Source organism: Yersinia sp. 2540 StPb PI (assembly GCF_052217165.1).
GTDB classification, from domain to species: domain Bacteria; phylum Pseudomonadota; class Gammaproteobacteria; order Enterobacterales; family Enterobacteriaceae; genus Yersinia; species Yersinia enterocolitica_E.
The window spans coordinates 3,092,352-3,109,527 of the sequence record NZ_JAZGQC010000001.1 but is presented as its reverse complement, the minus strand read 5'-3'; the positions used below and the strand labels follow the sequence as shown (position 1 = coordinate 3,109,527).

Below are 17,176 nucleotides of genomic sequence, written 5' to 3'. Positions count from 1 at the left end.
ATTTTGATTTTATTGAATTTTAATGGGCGGCATTGGCTGCCTTAGTTATTTTTGAGATCCCGGCGCCAGAAAATAGTGACGTATATCCCAACCTCAAAATTGTTTGAAAGCAAACTGGTAAGCTGAGTTAAAATATTGTTAAAGTTCTGATGTGAATTTGCGTCTTACTCTGGCGATCAATAATAATTTCAGGAGTGCTACCTTGGAAAAAGTATGGCTAAAGCGTTATCCGGCAGATGTCCCCGCAGAGATTGACCCGGATCGCTATTCTTCTTTGGTGGAAATGTTTGAGAACGCCGCACTGCGTTATGCGGACCAACCTGCGTTCATCAATATGGGGGAGGTGATGACCTTCCGTAAGTTGGAAGAGCGTAGCCGTGCTTTCGCCGCCTATCTACAGCAAGGTTTAGGGTTACAAAAAGGTGACCGTGTGGCCTTGATGATGCCCAACCTGCTGCAATATCCCATAGCTTTGTTTGGTATTTTGCGTGCGGGTATGGTGGTAGTGAATGTTAACCCGCTGTATACCCCGCGCGAGTTAGAGCATCAACTGAATGACAGCGGAGCTGTGGCAATCGTTATTGTCTCCAACTTTGCTCACACGCTGGAAAAGATCGTTTTTAAAACCCAGGTTAAACATGTCATCTTAACCCGCATGGGTGATCAGTTGTCGACGGCCAAAGGGACGCTGGTTAATTTCGTGGTGAAATACATCAAGCGACTGGTACCGAAATATTATCTACCCGATGCTATCTCGTTTCGCACTGCGCTGCAAAAAGGTCGCCGTCTGCAATATGTTAAGCCGGATATTATCAATACTGACCTGGCATTTTTGCAATATACCGGAGGTACGACGGGGGTGGCGAAAGGCGCAATGCTGACACACCGCAATATGCAGTCGAACCTGGAGCAGGCGAAAGCGGCTTATGCACCTTTGCTGCAACCCGGCCACGAGCTGGTGGTCACGGCACTCCCCCTCTATCACATATTTGCTTTAACCATGAACTGCCTGCTGTTTATTGAGTTAGGTGGGCGCAGTTTATTGATAACCAATCCGCGTGATATTTCGGGAATGGTAAAAGAGCTAAGTCGTTATCCATTCACCGCCATGACGGGTGTAAATACGTTATTTAATGCTTTGTTGAATAATGAAGAGTTCACCAAGTTAGATTTCTCCACACTGCGCCTTTCTGTGGGGGGCGGTATGCCAGTGCAGAAAGCGGTTGCTGAACGATGGGAAAAACTGACCGGGAAACATCTGCTGGAAGGTTATGGTTTGACCGAGTGCTCGCCGTTAGTGACGGGTAATCCTTATGATTTGAAACACTACAGTGGCAGCATTGGTCTGCCTGTCCCTTCTACCGATGTTCGGCTGGTGGATGATGAGGGTAAAGACGTTGGATTGGGCGAACCGGGTGAACTATGGGTGCGTGGTCCACAAGTTATGTTAGGCTACTGGCAGCGGCCAGAAGCGACGGATGAAGTACTGAAAGACGGTTGGCTGGCAACTGGCGATATCGCAACCCTTGATGAACAAGGTTTTTTACGTATCGTTGATCGTAAAAAAGATATGATTTTGGTCTCTGGTTTCAACGTCTACCCCAATGAGATTGAAGATGTGGTAGCGTTACATCCGAAAGTGCTGGAATCTGCTGCGGTTGGCGTGCCTAATGAGGTCTCTGGCGAGACGGTAAAACTGTTTGTCGTGAAAAAAGATGCCTCACTGACACCTGAAGAGCTGCTAACCCATTGCCGCCGCTACCTTACAGGGTATAAAGTACCGAAAATAGTAGAGTTCCGCGACGAGTTGCCGAAATCCAATGTCGGCAAAATTTTACGTAGGGAACTGCGTGACGAACAAGTTAAGGCTAAAGGTAGCAACCAAGACGCAGCCTAACTTAACGGCGTCACTCAATCATCATCAACAACGCCGGTCATCGCCGGCGTTGTTGTGTTTGTCATAGACTAACGACCAAGAGAATCACGTTTTGAATTATCAGTTGATCACGACCAATAGTGCGTTGCAGCAGGTCTGCGAACAAGCCCGGACACATGCTCATGTCGCGCTGGATACGGAATTTGTCAGAACGCGCACCTACTATCCTCAGTTGGGCCTGATTCAACTGTATGACGGTGAACAACTTTCACTCATAGACCCCTTGCCCATCACTGAATGGCAACCTTTCAGTGAGCTACTGCAAGATTTGAATGTGGTGAAATATCTGCATGCTGGTAGCGAAGATCTCGAGGTGTTCTTAAATGCCTTTAGCCGGATGCCAACGCCGATGATTGATACTCAGGTATTGGCGGCATTTTCTGGCCGAACCCTGTCTTGCGGTTTTGCCATGCTGGTAAATGAGTTTGAAGGTGTTGAGCTAGATAAAAGTGAATCACGTACCGACTGGATTGCCCGTCCACTCAGTGAAAAACAGTGTGATTATGCCGCCGCTGATGTTTTCTATCTGTTACCTTTGGCAGCTAAATTAGTGGAAGCCACCGAGGCTGCTGGGCGAATGGATGCAGCGATAGATGAATGCCAACTGCTGTGTCGCCGTCGCAGTGAAACACTTGACCCTGAGCTGGCCTACCGTGAGATAACCAATGCCTGGCAGTTACGTGGCCATCAGTTGGCATGTTTGCAGAAGCTGGCGGCATGGCGCTTGCGTCAGGCGCGTGAGCGTGATCTGGCGGTTAACTTTGTCGTGCGTGAAGAGAATCTGTGGCAAGTCGCCCGTTATCAGCCAACCTCGCTGGGTGAGTTAGATTCCCTTGGCCTGAGTGGACAGGAGATTCGCTATCACGGGCGTACCTTGTTGGCGCTGGTGGCTGAGGGGAATGCTGTACCGGAAGAGCAGCTCCCGCAACCGGTAGCTAATCTGATCGACCAACCCGGCTACAAGAAAGTCTTTAAAGATATTAAAGCGTTGATCCAGTCAGTCAGTGAACGTAGTGGACTGAGTAGTGAGTTACTGGCGTCACGTCGTCAAATAAACCAATTACTCAGTTGGCATTGGAAACTAAAATCAACTGACACTCAGCCTGAATTATTAAGTGGCTGGCGGGGCGATTTGTTGTCTACGGAATTGGCTGAGATTTTGCAACAGTATTAATCGATATTCAGAGTGGGGTGGGCTTCACTCTGGGTGTTTCAATTTTAATTCATAAGTACTTTATGACTAATTGAAATAGATATTAAGATTTTTCTTGTTTCAGTGATAGATATATCGAATAGCACAATGGGCTGGATATATATACAGTTAACTAAATGAAAGTACCCCCTGTAAATAAATACAGGGGGTAGTTATTGCGAAGAAATCATTTAGGCGTTTCTTCCGTTTCCGGTAATGTCACGTTAAGTTCAAGTACCGAAATATCATCCCCTTTCTGCTCGAATTGCACATGCAGCATTTCAGGATCGATCTGTATATATTTACAAATAACCGCCAAAATATCGCGTTTCAAGTCAGGCAAATAATGGGGCTCACTGTCCCCACGACGACGCTCAGCGACGATAATTTGCAGCCGTTCCTTGGCTATATTGGCTGTCGGTTTTTTGCGGGACAGAAAAAAGTCTAACAAAGCCATGGTTTATCCCCCAAAAAGGCGTTTCAGGAAGCCCTTCTTCTCTTCTTCGATGAAGCGGAAGGGGCGTTCTTCTCCTAGCAAACGGTCAACGGTATCGTCATAAGCTTTACCGGCATCTGACTCTTTGTCCAGAATCACTGGCTCGCCTTGGTTCGAGGCGCGCAATACAGATTGATCTTCTGGAATAACGCCAACCAGTGGGATCCTCAGAATGTCGAGGACATCTTCCATGCTAAGCATATCGCCGCGATTAACACGCCCAGGATTGTAGCGGGTCAACAGCAGATGTTCTTTAATTGGATCCTGGCCATTCTCTGCGCGACGCGACTTGGAGGACAGTATCCCGAGGATGCGGTCAGAGTCACGAACCGAGGAGACTTCAGGGTTAGTGGTAATAACGGCTTCGTCAGCAAAATAGAGCGCCATCAAAGCACCGCTTTCGATACCCGCAGGGGAGTCGCATACCACAAACTCGAAATTCATATCGCCAAGATCGTTTAAAATCTTTTCAACACCCTCTTTGGTCAGGGCGTCTTTGTCGCGCGTCTGAGAAGCAGGCAGGATATACAGATTATCTGTACGCTTATCTTTTATTAATGCTTGGTTCAACGTGGCATCACCTTGAATCACATTAACAAAATCATAAACTACCCGGCGCTCACATCCCATGATCAAGTCTAGATTCCGTAGGCCGATATCGAAATCGATAACGACGGTTTTTTTACCTTTTTGGGCCAAGCCGGTTGCGATAGCCGCGCTTGATGTGGTCTTGCCAACGCCCCCTTTACCCGATGTAACAACAATAATGCGTGCCATGAAATGGATTCCTTGTCAAAAGGGCTTAATTTAAAGGTTGTATAGTTAATGCGTTATCCAGCAGATGCAGACGTGCGGCCTGACCAAAATACTCACGCGGGATCTGGTCACTTAACCAGTACTGCCCCGCGATAGAGACGAGCTCAGCGCCTAAATGTGTGCAAAAAATCTGGCATTGGGCATCCCCGGATGCACCTGCTAGCGCACGGCCTCGCATCATTCCATAGATATGAATATTGCCGTCGGCAATTAATTCAGCACCGGCACTGACACTGCTGATAACAATCAAATCGCAATTACGGGCATAAATCTGTTGGCCGGAACGGACAGGTGTGTTGATGATACGTGTCTTGGTCGGGGCGTTTTCCGGCGGGCTGATAACCGGCTCGGGTGCCATTTTCTGGCCTTTACCCTCACTTAATAACGGCAAACCTGCACGTGCTATCGCCCGTTTTTGACGCTCATCCTGACAACCACTGATGCCAACAATACGCAGACCTGCTGAAGTGACAGCCTGTTGGAGATCTTTCCAGTTAGCACCGTTTGGTAACGTTGCAACGTTAATCACAACAGGGGCGTTTTTCAGGAAAGCGGGGGCTTGATCCACCTTTTCCTGCAATGCCTGACGGATTACCTCCGGTCGTGAATCGTGTAAATGAACGACCGATAGGGTAAAACTACTGCCTTTTAACTCAATTGGCGATTGTGACATCTATCCTGACTCAGTTTCAGCTACGTTTAATCCCCAAAATACCACTCGGGGTACAATATTCTGATGTTCCCAAGCATGTTATAGGTAATATAAAGATAAATCTATCCGTATCAATATATTGAAATCTTAAGGTCATAATGTCTTCAATCTGACAAGAAATTACAGCATAACTTCCGCTTATTCGCTAGCCCTGACCTGCCTATATTTGGTGGTTATCACTCCCACCGTTAAATTGTGTATTTTTTCAACAAACAAACATGCTGATGGCGGGTTTGACGTCGCCCATAAAAGTGGCCATTTTTAATCAGAGATGGGTCATTTTTTTATCAGATGAAGTTGTTTTTTATAAAATAGAGTAATGACTCACCATTATTATCACTTTCAAGATGATGAAATAGAGATATTGAGTGTGGTTATTATCGACTTAGTGAAATACCTCACACTATTATTTCAGAGAAATCTCACCCAGTAATCTGTGTATCACTACATTGCCGCTGGCATGGATAATTAAAGCTGAGTGATAAATGGCACTAATCAGTGCTATTTTTAATGATTCTATGTTGAGAATGATAATCATTTTGTGATATTTTGCGGTTTCTGCATCAATCCATCTGAGGGACATCAACGATGAAAAGGAATTTCATCCCACTATCATTTATCTGTGTTATGGCTTTACCTGTTGCATTTACTACATGGGCTGACTTTGGCTATCACGCCGAAATCCCAAAAGACAGTAAGGTTCCCACCGATTATCTTGAAAAACGTAAGGCGCTTGGATCGGTGGCGCCAAGTGCTGAGTCATGGCAAAAGCAATTGGATGAGGAGAAAGCGCGGATAGATGCCGAAGCGGCAAAACGGGAAAACGACAAGCAGGCTAAATGCCAACAGCAAGAACATTACCCACCTCGGCGCGCCGAAAATGATAAACGTCAATATGCGGTATCTGATCCCTGTGCTAGCAGTATAGGCATCAATATCTATTGATATCCCAGGCATCTGAGCCAGGCTAGCGTGTTATAATACTATGCTAACTATACCCGTCATACTTCAAGCTGCATGTGCGTTGGCCGCCTTCTTGTAATTCGAATTATTTAGGGTATATACAGTCTCATTATTGAATTCATCAAATAGAGTCCAGAACATGCTGTGTGCTATCTATAGAAGCCCGAAACGGGATCAAACCTACCTATATATTGAAAAGAAAGATGATTTTTCCAGGGTGCCGGCTGAATTACTTACCAGTTTTGGCAAGCCGCAATTTGCGATGCTGCTTTCATTAAATGAACGCAAAACGTTGGCGACAGCGGATGTCGAGAAGGTAAAAAGTGCACTCATTGAGCAGGGTTTTTATCTGCAAGTCCCACCGCCACTCGAAAGTTTGTTGAAAATGCACTTGGGCGATACTAACGTATAACGTTGATTTTCATCAAAACTGCCTAGCGTGATGGCATCCATCACAACCACTAAGGTGGATGTCCATGTATCAGCCCCGGTTGATTTTATATTTCCAGCTTCCTCTCTGGTTGTTGTTTTACACAGGAATGCGTCGATGAAATTGTCAATGATTGCAGTTGCTCTGGTGACGCTCATCTCAGTGGGATGTGCCAATAAAAATGCTGCGGCCCCGATTGCGGCCCCAACACCAGCAACCGCGCCACAAACTATGCTGAATTCACCACCGGCTGCGGCCAAGAGCAGTACTAAAATGACATTATCTCAGCAAGGGCGCGATCCGGCGCAGTTTCCTGCTTATGTCGAACAATTAAAGGCCCAAGCTCGTGCAAAGGGGATCCGCGAGGCTACGCTTGATAAAGCGTTTGCCAATATTCATTTTGTTGACCGAGTCATCCAGTCAGACCGCAATCAGTTAGAAAAGAAAGTCACACTGGATGACTACCTGACCAGAGTTCTGACTGAGGCGAAAGTCGCGCAAGGTAAAGAGATTTATCAGCGCTATCAGCCTCAGTTATCACAAGTTACTGCGCGCTATGGTGTGCCTGAGCGTTACATCGTGGCGCTGTGGGGCATGGAAAGTGGGTTTGGCAAGTTTCAAGGTAAAGAGGATGTCATCTCTGCCTTATCAACCATGGCATTTGAAGGACGGCGTGAGGCATTCTTCACTAAAGAGCTGATAGCTGCATTGCAAATCATTCAGCAAGGCAAAGTTGATGACCCCGAGTTGAAAGGATCATGGGCTGGTGCGATGGGGCAGAGTCAATTTATGCCTAGCTCTTTCCTGACCTATGGCGCTGACGGGGATGGCGATGGGAAAATTGATATTTGGAATAATATCGATGATGTCTTTGCTTCTACAGCTAACTATCTGTCTACTGAAGGTTGGAAACCGGGTGTTGATTGGGGCCAGGAAGCGACGCTGCCTGAAGGATTTGATATTAAGCTGGCGGGCTTAAAAGACAGCCAAGCCAAAAGCGTCGCCCAATGGCAGCAACTCGGGGTAATGGCGATACCCGGCGCTAACTTTGCCAACTCAGATCTACGGGCTTGGGTCATCGTACCTGATGATGTGCAAGGACGGGCGTTTCTGGTTTATGATAATTTTCGTACCATTATGCACTGGAACCGTTCTTACTATTTCGCTATCAGTATTGGTATGATGGCAGATAGCGTAAGTCAATAATGTCTGCGAACACCTAATCGTGGTATGCCTTGGTTGTGTCGCTGCGGCCAGAGCCAATCAAGATGTAAATTCAGACAGGATGTTAATTCAGGAGAGGCAGTATGTATCAACATAGAGACTGGCAAGGGGCTTTGCTGGATTTTCCAGTGAGTAAAGTGGTTTGCGTTGGCAGTAACTATGCCGAACATATTAAAGAGATGGGGAGTACTGTGTCAGCTGAACCGGTGCTGTTTATTAAACCTGAAACAGCGCTATGCGATATTCGCCAGCCGGTATCGATCCCGAAAGAGTTCGGTGAGGTACACCATGAAGTAGAATTGGCCGTTTTGATCGGTACTCCGTTAAAACAAGCCAGTGAAGACCGAGTGGCACGCGCAATCGCCGGTTACGGTGTAGCATTGGATTTGACACTGCGTGAGCTGCAATCTGGCTTGAAAAAGGCCGGTCAGCCGTGGGAGAAATCGAAAGCATTTGACGGTTCTTGCCCGATCTCCGGTTTTATACCGGTGGCGGAGTTTGGTGATGCGCAACAGGCTGACTTATCGCTTATCATTAACGATGAGGTCCGTCAGCAAGGCAACACGCGTGATATGATCACCCCCATTATTCCGCTAATCAGTTACATCAGCCGTTTCTTTACTTTGCGTGCTGGCGATATCATTCTGACGGGCACTCCACAGGGCGTCGGGCCGATGAAATCAGGCGATATGCTGAAAGTTATGCTAAATGGTAAAACGCTGAGTACCCGCATAATCTAAGAGCATCGCTGCCGCTTATGCCATTAGGCTGGGCGGCAACACTTGCATCTGACCGCCAAAGCGTCTATAACGACCCGCTCATTTATTCACACCGGATACCGATATGTCACAACTTCCTTTTTGGCAACAAAAAACACTCGCTGAAATGTCAGATAGTGAATGGGAATCACTGTGCGACGGATGCGGCCAATGTTGCTTGAATAAACTGATTGATGAGGACACGGATGAAATCTATTTCACCAATGTGGCCTGTGATCAGCTCAATCTCAAAACCTGCCAGTGCCGTAATTATGAGCGCCGCTTTGAATTAGAAGAAGACTGCATCAAGTTAACCCGAGAGAATTTGGTAACGTTTGAGTGGTTGCCACCCACCTGTGCTTATCGGATGGTGGGCGAGGGGCGTGGCCTGGCGAGTTGGCATCCACTGTTAGCCGGTTCAAAATCTGCGATGCACGGTGAGCGGATCTCGGTACGCCATATTGCCGTACGTGAGAGCGAGGTTATCGACTGGCAAGACCACATTTTGAATAAACCGCAGTGGGCCAGATAACCATTGATATATATGTAATTTATATTGAAGCCTGTCAGACAACAGATGCCTATTCAGACGCCAGATATGGCATACTAACGCCGAAATTTAACCAAGAAACTTAATAAAATGAAATATTCAACGTTGGCCGCTGTTATCATCGGCATATCTGCTACTTTAGGTAGCATTTCGCACCAGGTTCAGGCCGCTGGGGCCTCATTGATAAATCTTGATTGTAAATTGAAAGAGGGAGGCAGCCTGACCGCAGTGTTAGACGGCCCGAATCAGCAATTGACCATTGATAAATCAGTGTTCCAGTTTGTAAAAGTTAATCCAGAAGGTCAGGGCGAGGCGTTAATATTCCAAAATGCCAACAGCCAGGAACAAGTTATTGCTTCTCTCAATATTTCCGCGCTGCCAATCCGTTTGGCGGTGGTTGATGGTGAGCAGGCTAATCAGTACATTTGTACCCATACCACAGCTTAACTAGTTTATAATCGAATTAAAATGAGGCTGCCTTATGGTGGCCTTTTTTCGTTGTATGACCATTTATGGCTGTAAATTTGATTAAACCACTGGATGGATTAGTCCTTAGTCGACGCTGAAGTTACCCACAAAGTAGTAATGTGAGTCCTCCATCTGGAGAGTTAAATAGCTTGATTGATAACACCGCGATAGTTTCGGCTTCTGCAATTATTGAGAAGGGTGCGGTGATTGGTGCGAATGTACAGATTGGTCACTTTTGTTACATTGGTTCTCAAGTCACTATTGGTTCCGGCACGGTGCTTAAATCGCATATTGTAATTAATGGTATTACCGAGCTTGGATGTGACAATAATATTGGACAATTTTCCTCTATTGGAGAGGTTAATCAGGATCTTAAGTACCAGGGTGAGCCTACCCAGGTTATCATTGGCGACCGCAATTTGATTCAGCAAAATGTCACGATACACCGTGGCACGGTTCAAGGACAGGGTATAACACGTATCGGTAATGACAATAGTCTGATGAATCATGTGCATATTGGCCATGACTGCATTATCGGTAACCACTGCTTATTGGCGTCGAATGTGGGATTAGCCGGACATGTAGAGGTCGATAATTTTGCCATTATCTGCGCGGCCAGTGCTGTGCACCAGTTTTGTGTTATTGGCACCCATGCCTTGGTCAATGAAAGTGCCTGCGTGGTGCAGGATATCCCCCCTTATGTGATTGCGGGCGGTAATCGCGCCGTACCGGTGGGTATCCGAGCAGCAGGAATGGGGGGCGACTGGTTGAATAGTGATGATTGCCAGGCGGTTCAAAACGCCTATCAGCTTATTTATCATACCGGTAAGTTGGTGGCGGATGTCAGTCAGGACATTGAGGTCTTGGCCAGAGAATGGCAAATACTTCAGCCTTATAAATCTTTTTTCTCTCGCTCAGCGCGTGGGATTATCCGTTAACTACGCATGGCTCGATTTCAGCACTAAGTCCATGAAAAATGGCACCACATCGGTGCCATTGATAGATAAAGAAGCAGTGAGGTTTTTTCTGCATTTTAGGCAGAAAGCGATCATTTACTGTTGCTATTGCCAATTCTGTGGTTGCTCCCGCACAAAAATCTTATTAACCATTTGAAATTGTTGTCTAATTTTTTATTGGCACCACTCAATTGTGCATTGCCATATTCTTCTTGAAAAATCGTCTGACAGATAAATCAAATAGATAATCATTAGACCAATGATCAAATCAATCACGATTATTATCCGATCATTTTACCTTGATGGTTCGTTTCGATATATAAAAAACAAATAATATAACTGTATTTATATAAATAAAAAATAGAATAATACATCATTTGATTAATAATCATTAGTCTACATTTAAAATGCTTATCGTATTGTTTCCCGTACATGCCTGTTGTGTATTTTGAATCTAAGTAGTTCACCTTAGAGTTTTTTACTTTAAACAGATCATGTTTGTTTGACAGGTGGCATTTTAATGGCTGGGGCGCCTTAGCTTGAATAATATTATTAGTGAGGTTCACAATTATGTGGAAATATTTTTCTATTTATATTTTTATATTTAGCCACGGCCTATATGCTAATGAGTTAAATGAATCATCAACAAATAGCAATAATTTTCACCAAAACCATGCATCTGAAAATACATTAGTAGTGGAAGATAAATGTCTAAACATTACTGGTTTTTATTTCCGTGGAAATACGCTGTTTATCGATGATCAATTTGAAACTCCTGAGTATTTGCCAGACAGATGTATAACTATATATGATGCTAACCAGTTGGCAAGAAATATAACCAATACCTATTTGACTAAAGGTTATGTTGCTGCTCGTGTCAGTTTCTTACCACGGAATAGCAAAGGTGAATTGGGGTTAAATATAAATGAAGGGGTAGTCGAGCGTATAGAGGGGGGAGATAGAAGGGTTAATCATAAATTTCTTTTCCCCAATGTAGAGGGTAAACCACTAAAACTCTCTAATATAGAACAAGCGATCGATCAAGCTAACCGATTACGCTCAAATAAAGTGAAGTTAGATGTGTTGCCGGGTAGTGTAGAAGGAATGTCTATTATTCGGATTAATAACACTGATGTTAAACCCTGGAGTGTAACCGCGTCAGTTAATAATTATGGTTATAAAAAAGTGGATGAATGGAAAGCAAATACTTCCTTGTCTTGGGATAGCCCATTAGGCTGGTCTGATTTCGTTAATTTTAATGTTAGTCGCACATTGGAAAACGCTAAAAAACGCTATAAACAAGAGTATTCATTATTTTATTCAGTGCCTTATGGGAATTTCACCTTTAGCGCAGAAGCCAGTGATATGCAACATAGGCGTTATGATAAACCAACGACAAGAATTATAAAGTTTGATGGGGGAGCGAAAAGATACAGTGTTAAAACTGATTTTATGTTTTATAGAAATAATCAGCAAATTAATACGTTAACTTCAAATTTAGAATATAAAAAAGGAAATTTTTTTGTCAATGATAGTGAAGTGAATGTTAATGGTTATCAGTATACATCACTAGAGTTGGGGGTTAATCACTTTCGTATTATACCTAATGGTACGATGAGTTTTAATTTCTCGGTCGATAAAGGGTTGCCGTGGTTGGGTTTTTCTAAAAATAAACATGCTCAGAACCGTGATTTTACCAAGAGTAAAATGATAATTAACTTAAATAGACGTTTTCATCTATTTGACTCACCTTATCAGATCAATAGTTCATTAGTTGGAGAATATAGTCGAAAACCACTGATGGCTTCAGAACGGTTAAGTCTAACTGATCGTAATGCCTTACGTGGATTTAGCCGTGGAGTGCTGTCTGGTGATAGTGGTTGGTATCTAAAGAATACGTTGTCGCGTTATTTTTGGCTGGGAGAAACGACAGTAATACCAAGAGTGGGTGTTGATAGTGGCCGTGTTTTATCACATGGCAGTACGCAAGGTTGGCAAAGTAATGTTGGCCTGAGTGCGGGCCTGGCATTGTATTATAAAAGTATACAATTTGATTTGGAAGCCAGTCGTGGTTTTTGGTTATCAGATAATAATAAAAGAAGTGAGCCTGTCCAGTATTTATTAAAGTCGAGTTATACGTTTTAGTTTTATCTCACTATACCTATTCAACTTGAAGTTGCATGTGCGTTGGCTGCCTTGATTTAGCTCAGTCATTTATTGATGTAAGTTTCTGGGGAGCCGCTCAGTTGCCGCCTTCCTGCAATTCAAATTATTTAGGGTATATATAAACCACTAAATTAGGATATTTAAATGAAAACAAAACAATTCACACTCTCATCGGGTGGTAAACTGGCTGTCTTGATATCGATGATTCTCACCCCGGTATCAATAAGTTATGCTGCAGGAATAGAAGCAGCAGGAGAGAAGGCTAATCGCCCTGAAATTAGTCATTTGGACAATGGTGCTGTGCTAATAAATATCGCCCCACCGTCTGAATCGGGGTTATCTCACAACCAATATCAAGACTTTAACGTAGATAAGCCAGGAGCGGTATTTAATAACTCAATACAAAATACAAATTACGATAAGGAAAGCATTGCTGCTAATCCAAACCTGACTACGGGAGGGCGTGGAGCTGAAGTGATTTTAAATGAAGTTGTTGGTGATAATCCTTCCATTCTGCTTGGCCGTCAACATTTGGTAGGCGCTGACGCGGATTATATCCTGGCAAATCCCAATGGAGTTACCTGTGATGGTTGTAGCTTTGACCCTAACTTCAATAAAGTTACCTTGGGGGCCGGTAATGTAATAATGGTTGATGACGGAAAATATGGGAGCCTAATGACTACTTCTCATAAAAAAATAGTAATAAAAAATATTAATGATAAAGATAAAATAGCTAAGTCTTTATACCTTATTACCCCAGAAATAAAAATTGATAGTGATTTGGTTGCTGAAAATGATATTAGTATCATTCTTGGGTCGAATGCAGTTGATATTAATGGTGATATCATTGGCGACGCTAAACACCACAGCAACGGATATGCAATTGATGGGGTTTTACTAGGTGGCATGAGTGCCAATCGAATTAAAATTTTTGATAATAAAAACCAAAGAAAATTAACCCTATCAAAAAATATAGTGGCTGGAACTTCTTTGAACATAAACTCTACAGGAGAATTAAATGTAGCTGCCGAGGAATTAGTGAGTTCTGGTGAGCTGAATATAAAGGCATCAACTGTTAATATGATAGCTGGTAATAAGTCAGTAGGTTATGAAGGGGTTACGTTAGCAAGTCCAAAAATAAAAATAGAGGCGGATGGCGATATTAATCTTACCAATGTCAGTAGTCGCGATGCTTACGGCGATTTGTTCATTAAAGGTGGGGCGGTAGCAATTAATTCAACTAACTATGAAAAAAAGAGAAATGTAACTGATTATGACGACAAAAAAAGAACAGGGGGTGCAACAGAAACAACAGTGAACGTTTATAACACATACTTGCAAGGAAAAAATATTTCACTTGAGGCCGATTCAGGTGACCTGTCGATAAATGCGATAAAGGTTAAGGCGCTTGAAAAATTAACGCTTAAATCAGCAAAAGATATAAAAATGAGTGGTAAAGAAGAAGCTATTATTTCTGTGAATAAGATAGACTACGATGGATATGATACAGATTTGAAAAGTGGTCATGATTATTCATATACTAAACATACAGATCTAGAAACAACCCAATTACTATCTGATGGTGATATTAATATTAAATCAGGTCGGGATATTATTCTCTCGGGAACCGAAGTAGAGGCTTACAAAGAGTTATCTATACAAGCAAAGAATAATATCGATATTAGTGCGCAGAAAACAAAACATGAAAAAATAATTAATAAACACTATCAACAAGGGTTGGGGTTTGGCGGAGCTGAGGAAAATAGAGTTATAGCTGATTATGATATGATTCATAAAAGCAAGGTTTCTGGAGGGGAGGTTAATATTGCTGGCCAGGGCAATGTTGCTATCAACTCCAGCGAAATAAACTCTAGAGGTCAAATGGATATATCAGGAGATAGGGTGGTATTTAGCGGTACTTTGAATGAAATAAATTTATATGATAAGAAAGCAAGTACCGCAATCTTTGGTATTGATATTGATTCGAGTAAAAAAAATAATCACTATGAAAGATTTATTGATAGTAAAGTTGATGCAAAAGGTATATTTAAGATAAATGCAGGTAGTGTTGTTATTGATGGTAGCCTATTTAATATTGAAGATAATTTTAATATTAAAAGCAGGGCTGGCGTTAGCATTACTGCGGCCATGCAACAACAGAAAATTGATGAGGAAAAAACACGCCTTAGTTTTGATTTTTATACAAAGGAGATAAGTAAGGGACAGTACAATGCTGGTTTTATGATTAAGCATGCTAAAGAAACTGAAGTCAGTTTAAAAAAAGAACGTAATGTGGCCACAATAAACGCCGAGTGGATCACTATTGAGTCAGGAGATGGTAATTTAGAATTATATGGTACAACCTTAAACTCTACCAAAGGTGATATATCTCTGAGAAGTCTCCACGATATCGGTGTGTTTGCGGCCAGAAACAGCGCTATTTCTGATAAAACAAAAACGGTTTCCAGTGGTGGTGCTTATTACACCGGTGGTGTAAATAAAGCCGGAAATGGAGTGAGTTTTAACCATGATGACGAAAAAAGCCATCTTGCTACGGATACTGGCATAGTTTCTCGTTTGAATAGTGCGGGTAATATATCCTTATATGCTTTGGGAGATATTACTCAACAAGGCAGTCAACATGTGGCTGGGGGCGAATATTCTGCGAAAGGAAACAATATAAATCAGCTTGCCAGTAACAATAGTTCAATTGGACGTACGACACAAAAACATGCCTCTGGTGGTGTTGGTTTTAATATTGACTACAGCGGGATAATCCGACCGTTTAAAAAAGCAATCGAGAATAATGTCGATGAAAATGGCCTAGTTCTACCCAACTTGAAAGCACCCAATTTAGGCGTAGATATCAATGGAAAAGGTCATAAAATCAAGAAATCCGCAGAAAGTGTTGTAGCATTTGTGACTTCAATTTATGCAAAGGGGAAGATTAAAGTCACAGGCGACACCGTCATTGACGAAGGTACTCAATATAAGAGTGGCGAATCAATAAATATTACGGCTACAGATTACTTTAATAAATCAGCCGTAAATAGTGACAAAGGTGATGAGAAAAAAGAGAGCGCACAGGGGGGCGTGAGAGTGGCAACCAGCACCGGTAAAGATATAAAAATCTCTGTAAAGGGTGAAGGCGGGGTTAGCATCAGCGATTTTTACACTCAGGAATCACTACCAAGTGTGTTGCAGTCTATGTCAGGGGTTAATATTCAGACCGCTAATAATGGCTACTTGCAAGCAACACAGATAGACGGGGGCACAGGAGACGTGGTGGCTACTGCTGGTAATAAACTTTACTTCGATCACGCCACAAGTAGTGGTGATAAAAACATCTCAGAAGTCTATGGCAAAGGTGGCTTAAAAATCGGTTTGAAGGCGGATTCTACGGGGGTGGATGCTGAAGGTGCTGGTCACCAACAGCAAGGAACGAGTTTTTATAACAATGCTATCAAAGGCAGCATTAACACTCGGGGGAATGTGAATTTATCCGCGGACAATGGCGATTTGATCCTGGTCGGTACTCAACTAGGCAAACAGGATGCGCCTGTAGACGATGTTGAATTGAACGCAGGGGGACAGATCCGTCTGTTAGCATCAGTTTCTGACAGTGCAACTCGCGAAGATAAAGCCGGTGGTAGTGCGGTGCTTGGCATAAGTCGCTCCAGCTCTGCTGATAGTACTACAACAGGCGGCGCTTTCGGCTTCACAGCTCTGAAAAAGAGGGTTAATGAGTCGACTTTATTTAGTCAGGGAGCTGCTATTTACAGCAACGGAGAGGTTGCTATGAGAGCGAAGAGTGACGATAACGAGGCCATTTATGCTCAGGGGTTACAGCTTAATACCTGGAAGCTTAATATGAATGCAGTTAATGGTGGTGTATTGTTAGAATCTGCACAAAGCCAAGCCCCGAAAGACAATATAGACTTCTTTATTTCAGCCAGTGCCAGTGGCTCAAAAACATCGGCCTCAAATACAGGTAGTAGCGCAGAACATAAACTAACAGGAGGTAGCTTTAATATTAACAATGATAAAGATAAGCAATGGATTATTAAACACCAAAATAGCCAAATAACTGGCAAAAGTGTTGTATTGGAAAGCAAAAAAGATATGCAACTGAAAGGAGCAAGAATAACAAGCGATATGGTGCAGCTTGATGCCGGTGGCGATCTGAACATTCAAAGTGTCAAAGAGTTTGAACAGATCGATAAAAATAGTCTTAAGTTCAACCTATCCTATATGGGGTCGACTGATCTCGTTGGAGATGAAATGGTTGAGCTTGGTGGCTCTGGTAGCAGCACCAGTACCGATAAACAAGGCGTCACTGAAGCATCAGGTATTTTCGGGAAAGATGGTGTAACGATTAACCATAAAGGCAAAAAGACAGTGATCGGCGCCGAGTTGGTTAACGAAAATAAGCCGGTAGAATGGAATACATTTAAAGAGTATGTATATCTGCCAGGTGCGATAAAAACTAATTAAATCTGGGACCATAAA

General features: G+C 43.2%; 14 protein-coding genes. 11 read left to right on the top strand and 3 right to left on the bottom strand.

Annotated features, from left to right (window positions below; genetic code table 11):
• The first annotated feature begins 202 nt into the window (after positions 1-202).
• Both fadD and rnd read left to right on the top strand, forming a co-directional pair.
• Complete coding sequence (gene fadD / locus V1956_RS14170; RefSeq protein WP_372558929.1) at positions 203-1,897, top strand: long-chain-fatty-acid--CoA ligase FadD; 1,695 nt, start codon at positions 203-205, stop codon at positions 1,895-1,897.
• A gap of 91 nt (positions 1,898-1,988) precedes the next feature.
• Positions 1,989-3,110 (top strand): ribonuclease D, encoded by a 1,122-nt coding sequence (gene rnd, locus V1956_RS14165; protein WP_372558930.1) that lies wholly within the window; start codon positions 1,989-1,991, stop codon positions 3,108-3,110.
• Between the two features lie 205 nt (positions 3,111-3,315).
• On the opposite strand, the gene minE is transcribed toward rnd, so the two are convergent.
• Genes minE through minC form a run of 3 tightly spaced genes read right to left on the bottom strand, consistent with a single transcriptional unit; the run spans position 3,316 to position 5,113 of the window.
• The gene (gene minE / locus V1956_RS14160; RefSeq protein ID WP_002211180.1) at positions 3,316-3,585 is read right to left on the bottom strand and encodes a cell division topological specificity factor MinE; all 270 of its coding nucleotides are present in this window, start codon (positions 3,583-3,585) and stop codon (positions 3,316-3,318) included.
• A 3-nt stretch (positions 3,586-3,588) separates the two neighbouring features.
• On the bottom strand, positions 3,589-4,401 hold the full coding sequence (gene minD / locus V1956_RS14155; RefSeq protein ID WP_005190923.1) for a septum site-determining protein MinD: 813 nt from the start codon (positions 4,399-4,401) through the stop codon (positions 3,589-3,591).
• Between the two features lie 25 nt (positions 4,402-4,426).
• Positions 4,427-5,113 carry a septum site-determining protein MinC gene (gene minC, locus V1956_RS14150; protein ID WP_083158986.1) on the bottom strand — a complete coding sequence of 229 codons (687 nt, stop codon included), beginning with the start codon at positions 5,111-5,113 and terminating at the stop codon, positions 4,427-4,429.
• A 627-nt stretch (positions 5,114-5,740) separates the two neighbouring features.
• Here minC and V1956_RS14145 point away from each other — a divergent pair.
• From V1956_RS14145 to V1956_RS14105, 9 genes are all read left to right on the top strand, one after another.
• Positions 5,741-6,097, top strand: a complete 357-nt coding sequence (locus V1956_RS14145) for a hypothetical protein (RefSeq protein WP_372558931.1) — start codon at positions 5,741-5,743, stop codon at positions 6,095-6,097.
• A 157-nt stretch (positions 6,098-6,254) separates the two neighbouring features.
• Positions 6,255-6,527: a YcgL domain-containing protein gene (locus V1956_RS14140; protein ID WP_372558932.1), complete on the top strand. Its 273-nt coding sequence runs from the start codon at positions 6,255-6,257 to the stop codon at positions 6,525-6,527.
• A 135-nt stretch (positions 6,528-6,662) separates the two neighbouring features.
• Positions 6,663-7,751 carry a lytic murein transglycosylase gene (locus tag V1956_RS14135; RefSeq protein ID WP_420075381.1) on the top strand — a complete coding sequence of 363 codons (1,089 nt, stop codon included), beginning with the start codon at positions 6,663-6,665 and terminating at the stop codon, positions 7,749-7,751.
• 101 nt (positions 7,752-7,852) lie between these two features.
• Positions 7,853-8,509, top strand: coding sequence for a fumarylacetoacetate hydrolase family protein (locus V1956_RS14130; RefSeq protein WP_372558934.1), 657 nt, complete (start codon positions 7,853-7,855; stop codon positions 8,507-8,509).
• A 103-nt stretch (positions 8,510-8,612) separates the two neighbouring features.
• A complete protein-coding gene (locus V1956_RS14125) occupies positions 8,613-9,059 on the top strand; it encodes a YcgN family cysteine cluster protein (protein WP_005190942.1) in 447 nt (148 codons plus the stop codon).
• A 108-nt stretch (positions 9,060-9,167) separates the two neighbouring features.
• Positions 9,168-9,524, top strand: a complete 357-nt coding sequence (locus tag V1956_RS14120) for a hypothetical protein (protein ID WP_083158982.1) — start codon at positions 9,168-9,170, stop codon at positions 9,522-9,524.
• 170 nt (positions 9,525-9,694) lie between these two features.
• On the top strand, positions 9,695-10,483 hold the full coding sequence (gene lpxA / locus V1956_RS14115) for an acyl-ACP--UDP-N-acetylglucosamine O-acyltransferase (protein WP_372559894.1): 789 nt from the start codon (positions 9,695-9,697) through the stop codon (positions 10,481-10,483).
• Positions 10,484-11,071: 588 nt separating this feature from the next.
• Positions 11,072-12,646, top strand: coding sequence for a ShlB/FhaC/HecB family hemolysin secretion/activation protein (locus V1956_RS14110; protein WP_442825242.1), 1,575 nt, complete (start codon positions 11,072-11,074; stop codon positions 12,644-12,646).
• Between the two features lie 165 nt (positions 12,647-12,811).
• Positions 12,812-17,161 (top strand): hemagglutinin repeat-containing protein, encoded by a 4,350-nt coding sequence (locus V1956_RS14105; protein WP_442825241.1) that lies wholly within the window; start codon positions 12,812-12,814, stop codon positions 17,159-17,161.
• Positions 17,162-17,176: the final 15 nt, after the last annotated feature.

Bases quoted from the DNA above. Each gene is read 5' to 3' on its own strand.
- minE (WP_002211180.1), bottom strand. From the start codon at position 3,585: ATGGCTTTGTTAGACTTTTTTCTGTCCCGCAAAAAACCGACAGCCAAT.
- minD (WP_005190923.1), bottom strand. From the start codon at position 4,401: ATGGCACGCATTATTGTTGTTACATCGGGTAAAGGGGGCGTTGGCAAG.
- minC (WP_083158986.1), bottom strand. From the start codon at position 5,113: ATGTCACAATCGCCAATTGAGTTAAAAGGCAGTAGTTTTACCCTATCG.
- V1956_RS14145 (WP_372558931.1), top strand. From the start codon at position 5,741: ATGAAAAGGAATTTCATCCCACTATCATTTATCTGTGTTATGGCTTTA.
- V1956_RS14140 (WP_372558932.1), top strand. From the start codon at position 6,255: ATGCTGTGTGCTATCTATAGAAGCCCGAAACGGGATCAAACCTACCTA.
- V1956_RS14135 (WP_420075381.1), top strand. From the start codon at position 6,663: ATGAAATTGTCAATGATTGCAGTTGCTCTGGTGACGCTCATCTCAGTG.
- V1956_RS14130 (WP_372558934.1), top strand. From the start codon at position 7,853: ATGTATCAACATAGAGACTGGCAAGGGGCTTTGCTGGATTTTCCAGTG.
- V1956_RS14125 (WP_005190942.1), top strand. From the start codon at position 8,613: ATGTCACAACTTCCTTTTTGGCAACAAAAAACACTCGCTGAAATGTCA.
- V1956_RS14120 (WP_083158982.1), top strand. From the start codon at position 9,168: ATGAAATATTCAACGTTGGCCGCTGTTATCATCGGCATATCTGCTACT.
- V1956_RS14110 (WP_442825242.1), top strand. From the start codon at position 11,072: ATGTGGAAATATTTTTCTATTTATATTTTTATATTTAGCCACGGCCTA.
- V1956_RS14105 (WP_442825241.1), top strand. From the start codon at position 12,812: ATGAAAACAAAACAATTCACACTCTCATCGGGTGGTAAACTGGCTGTC.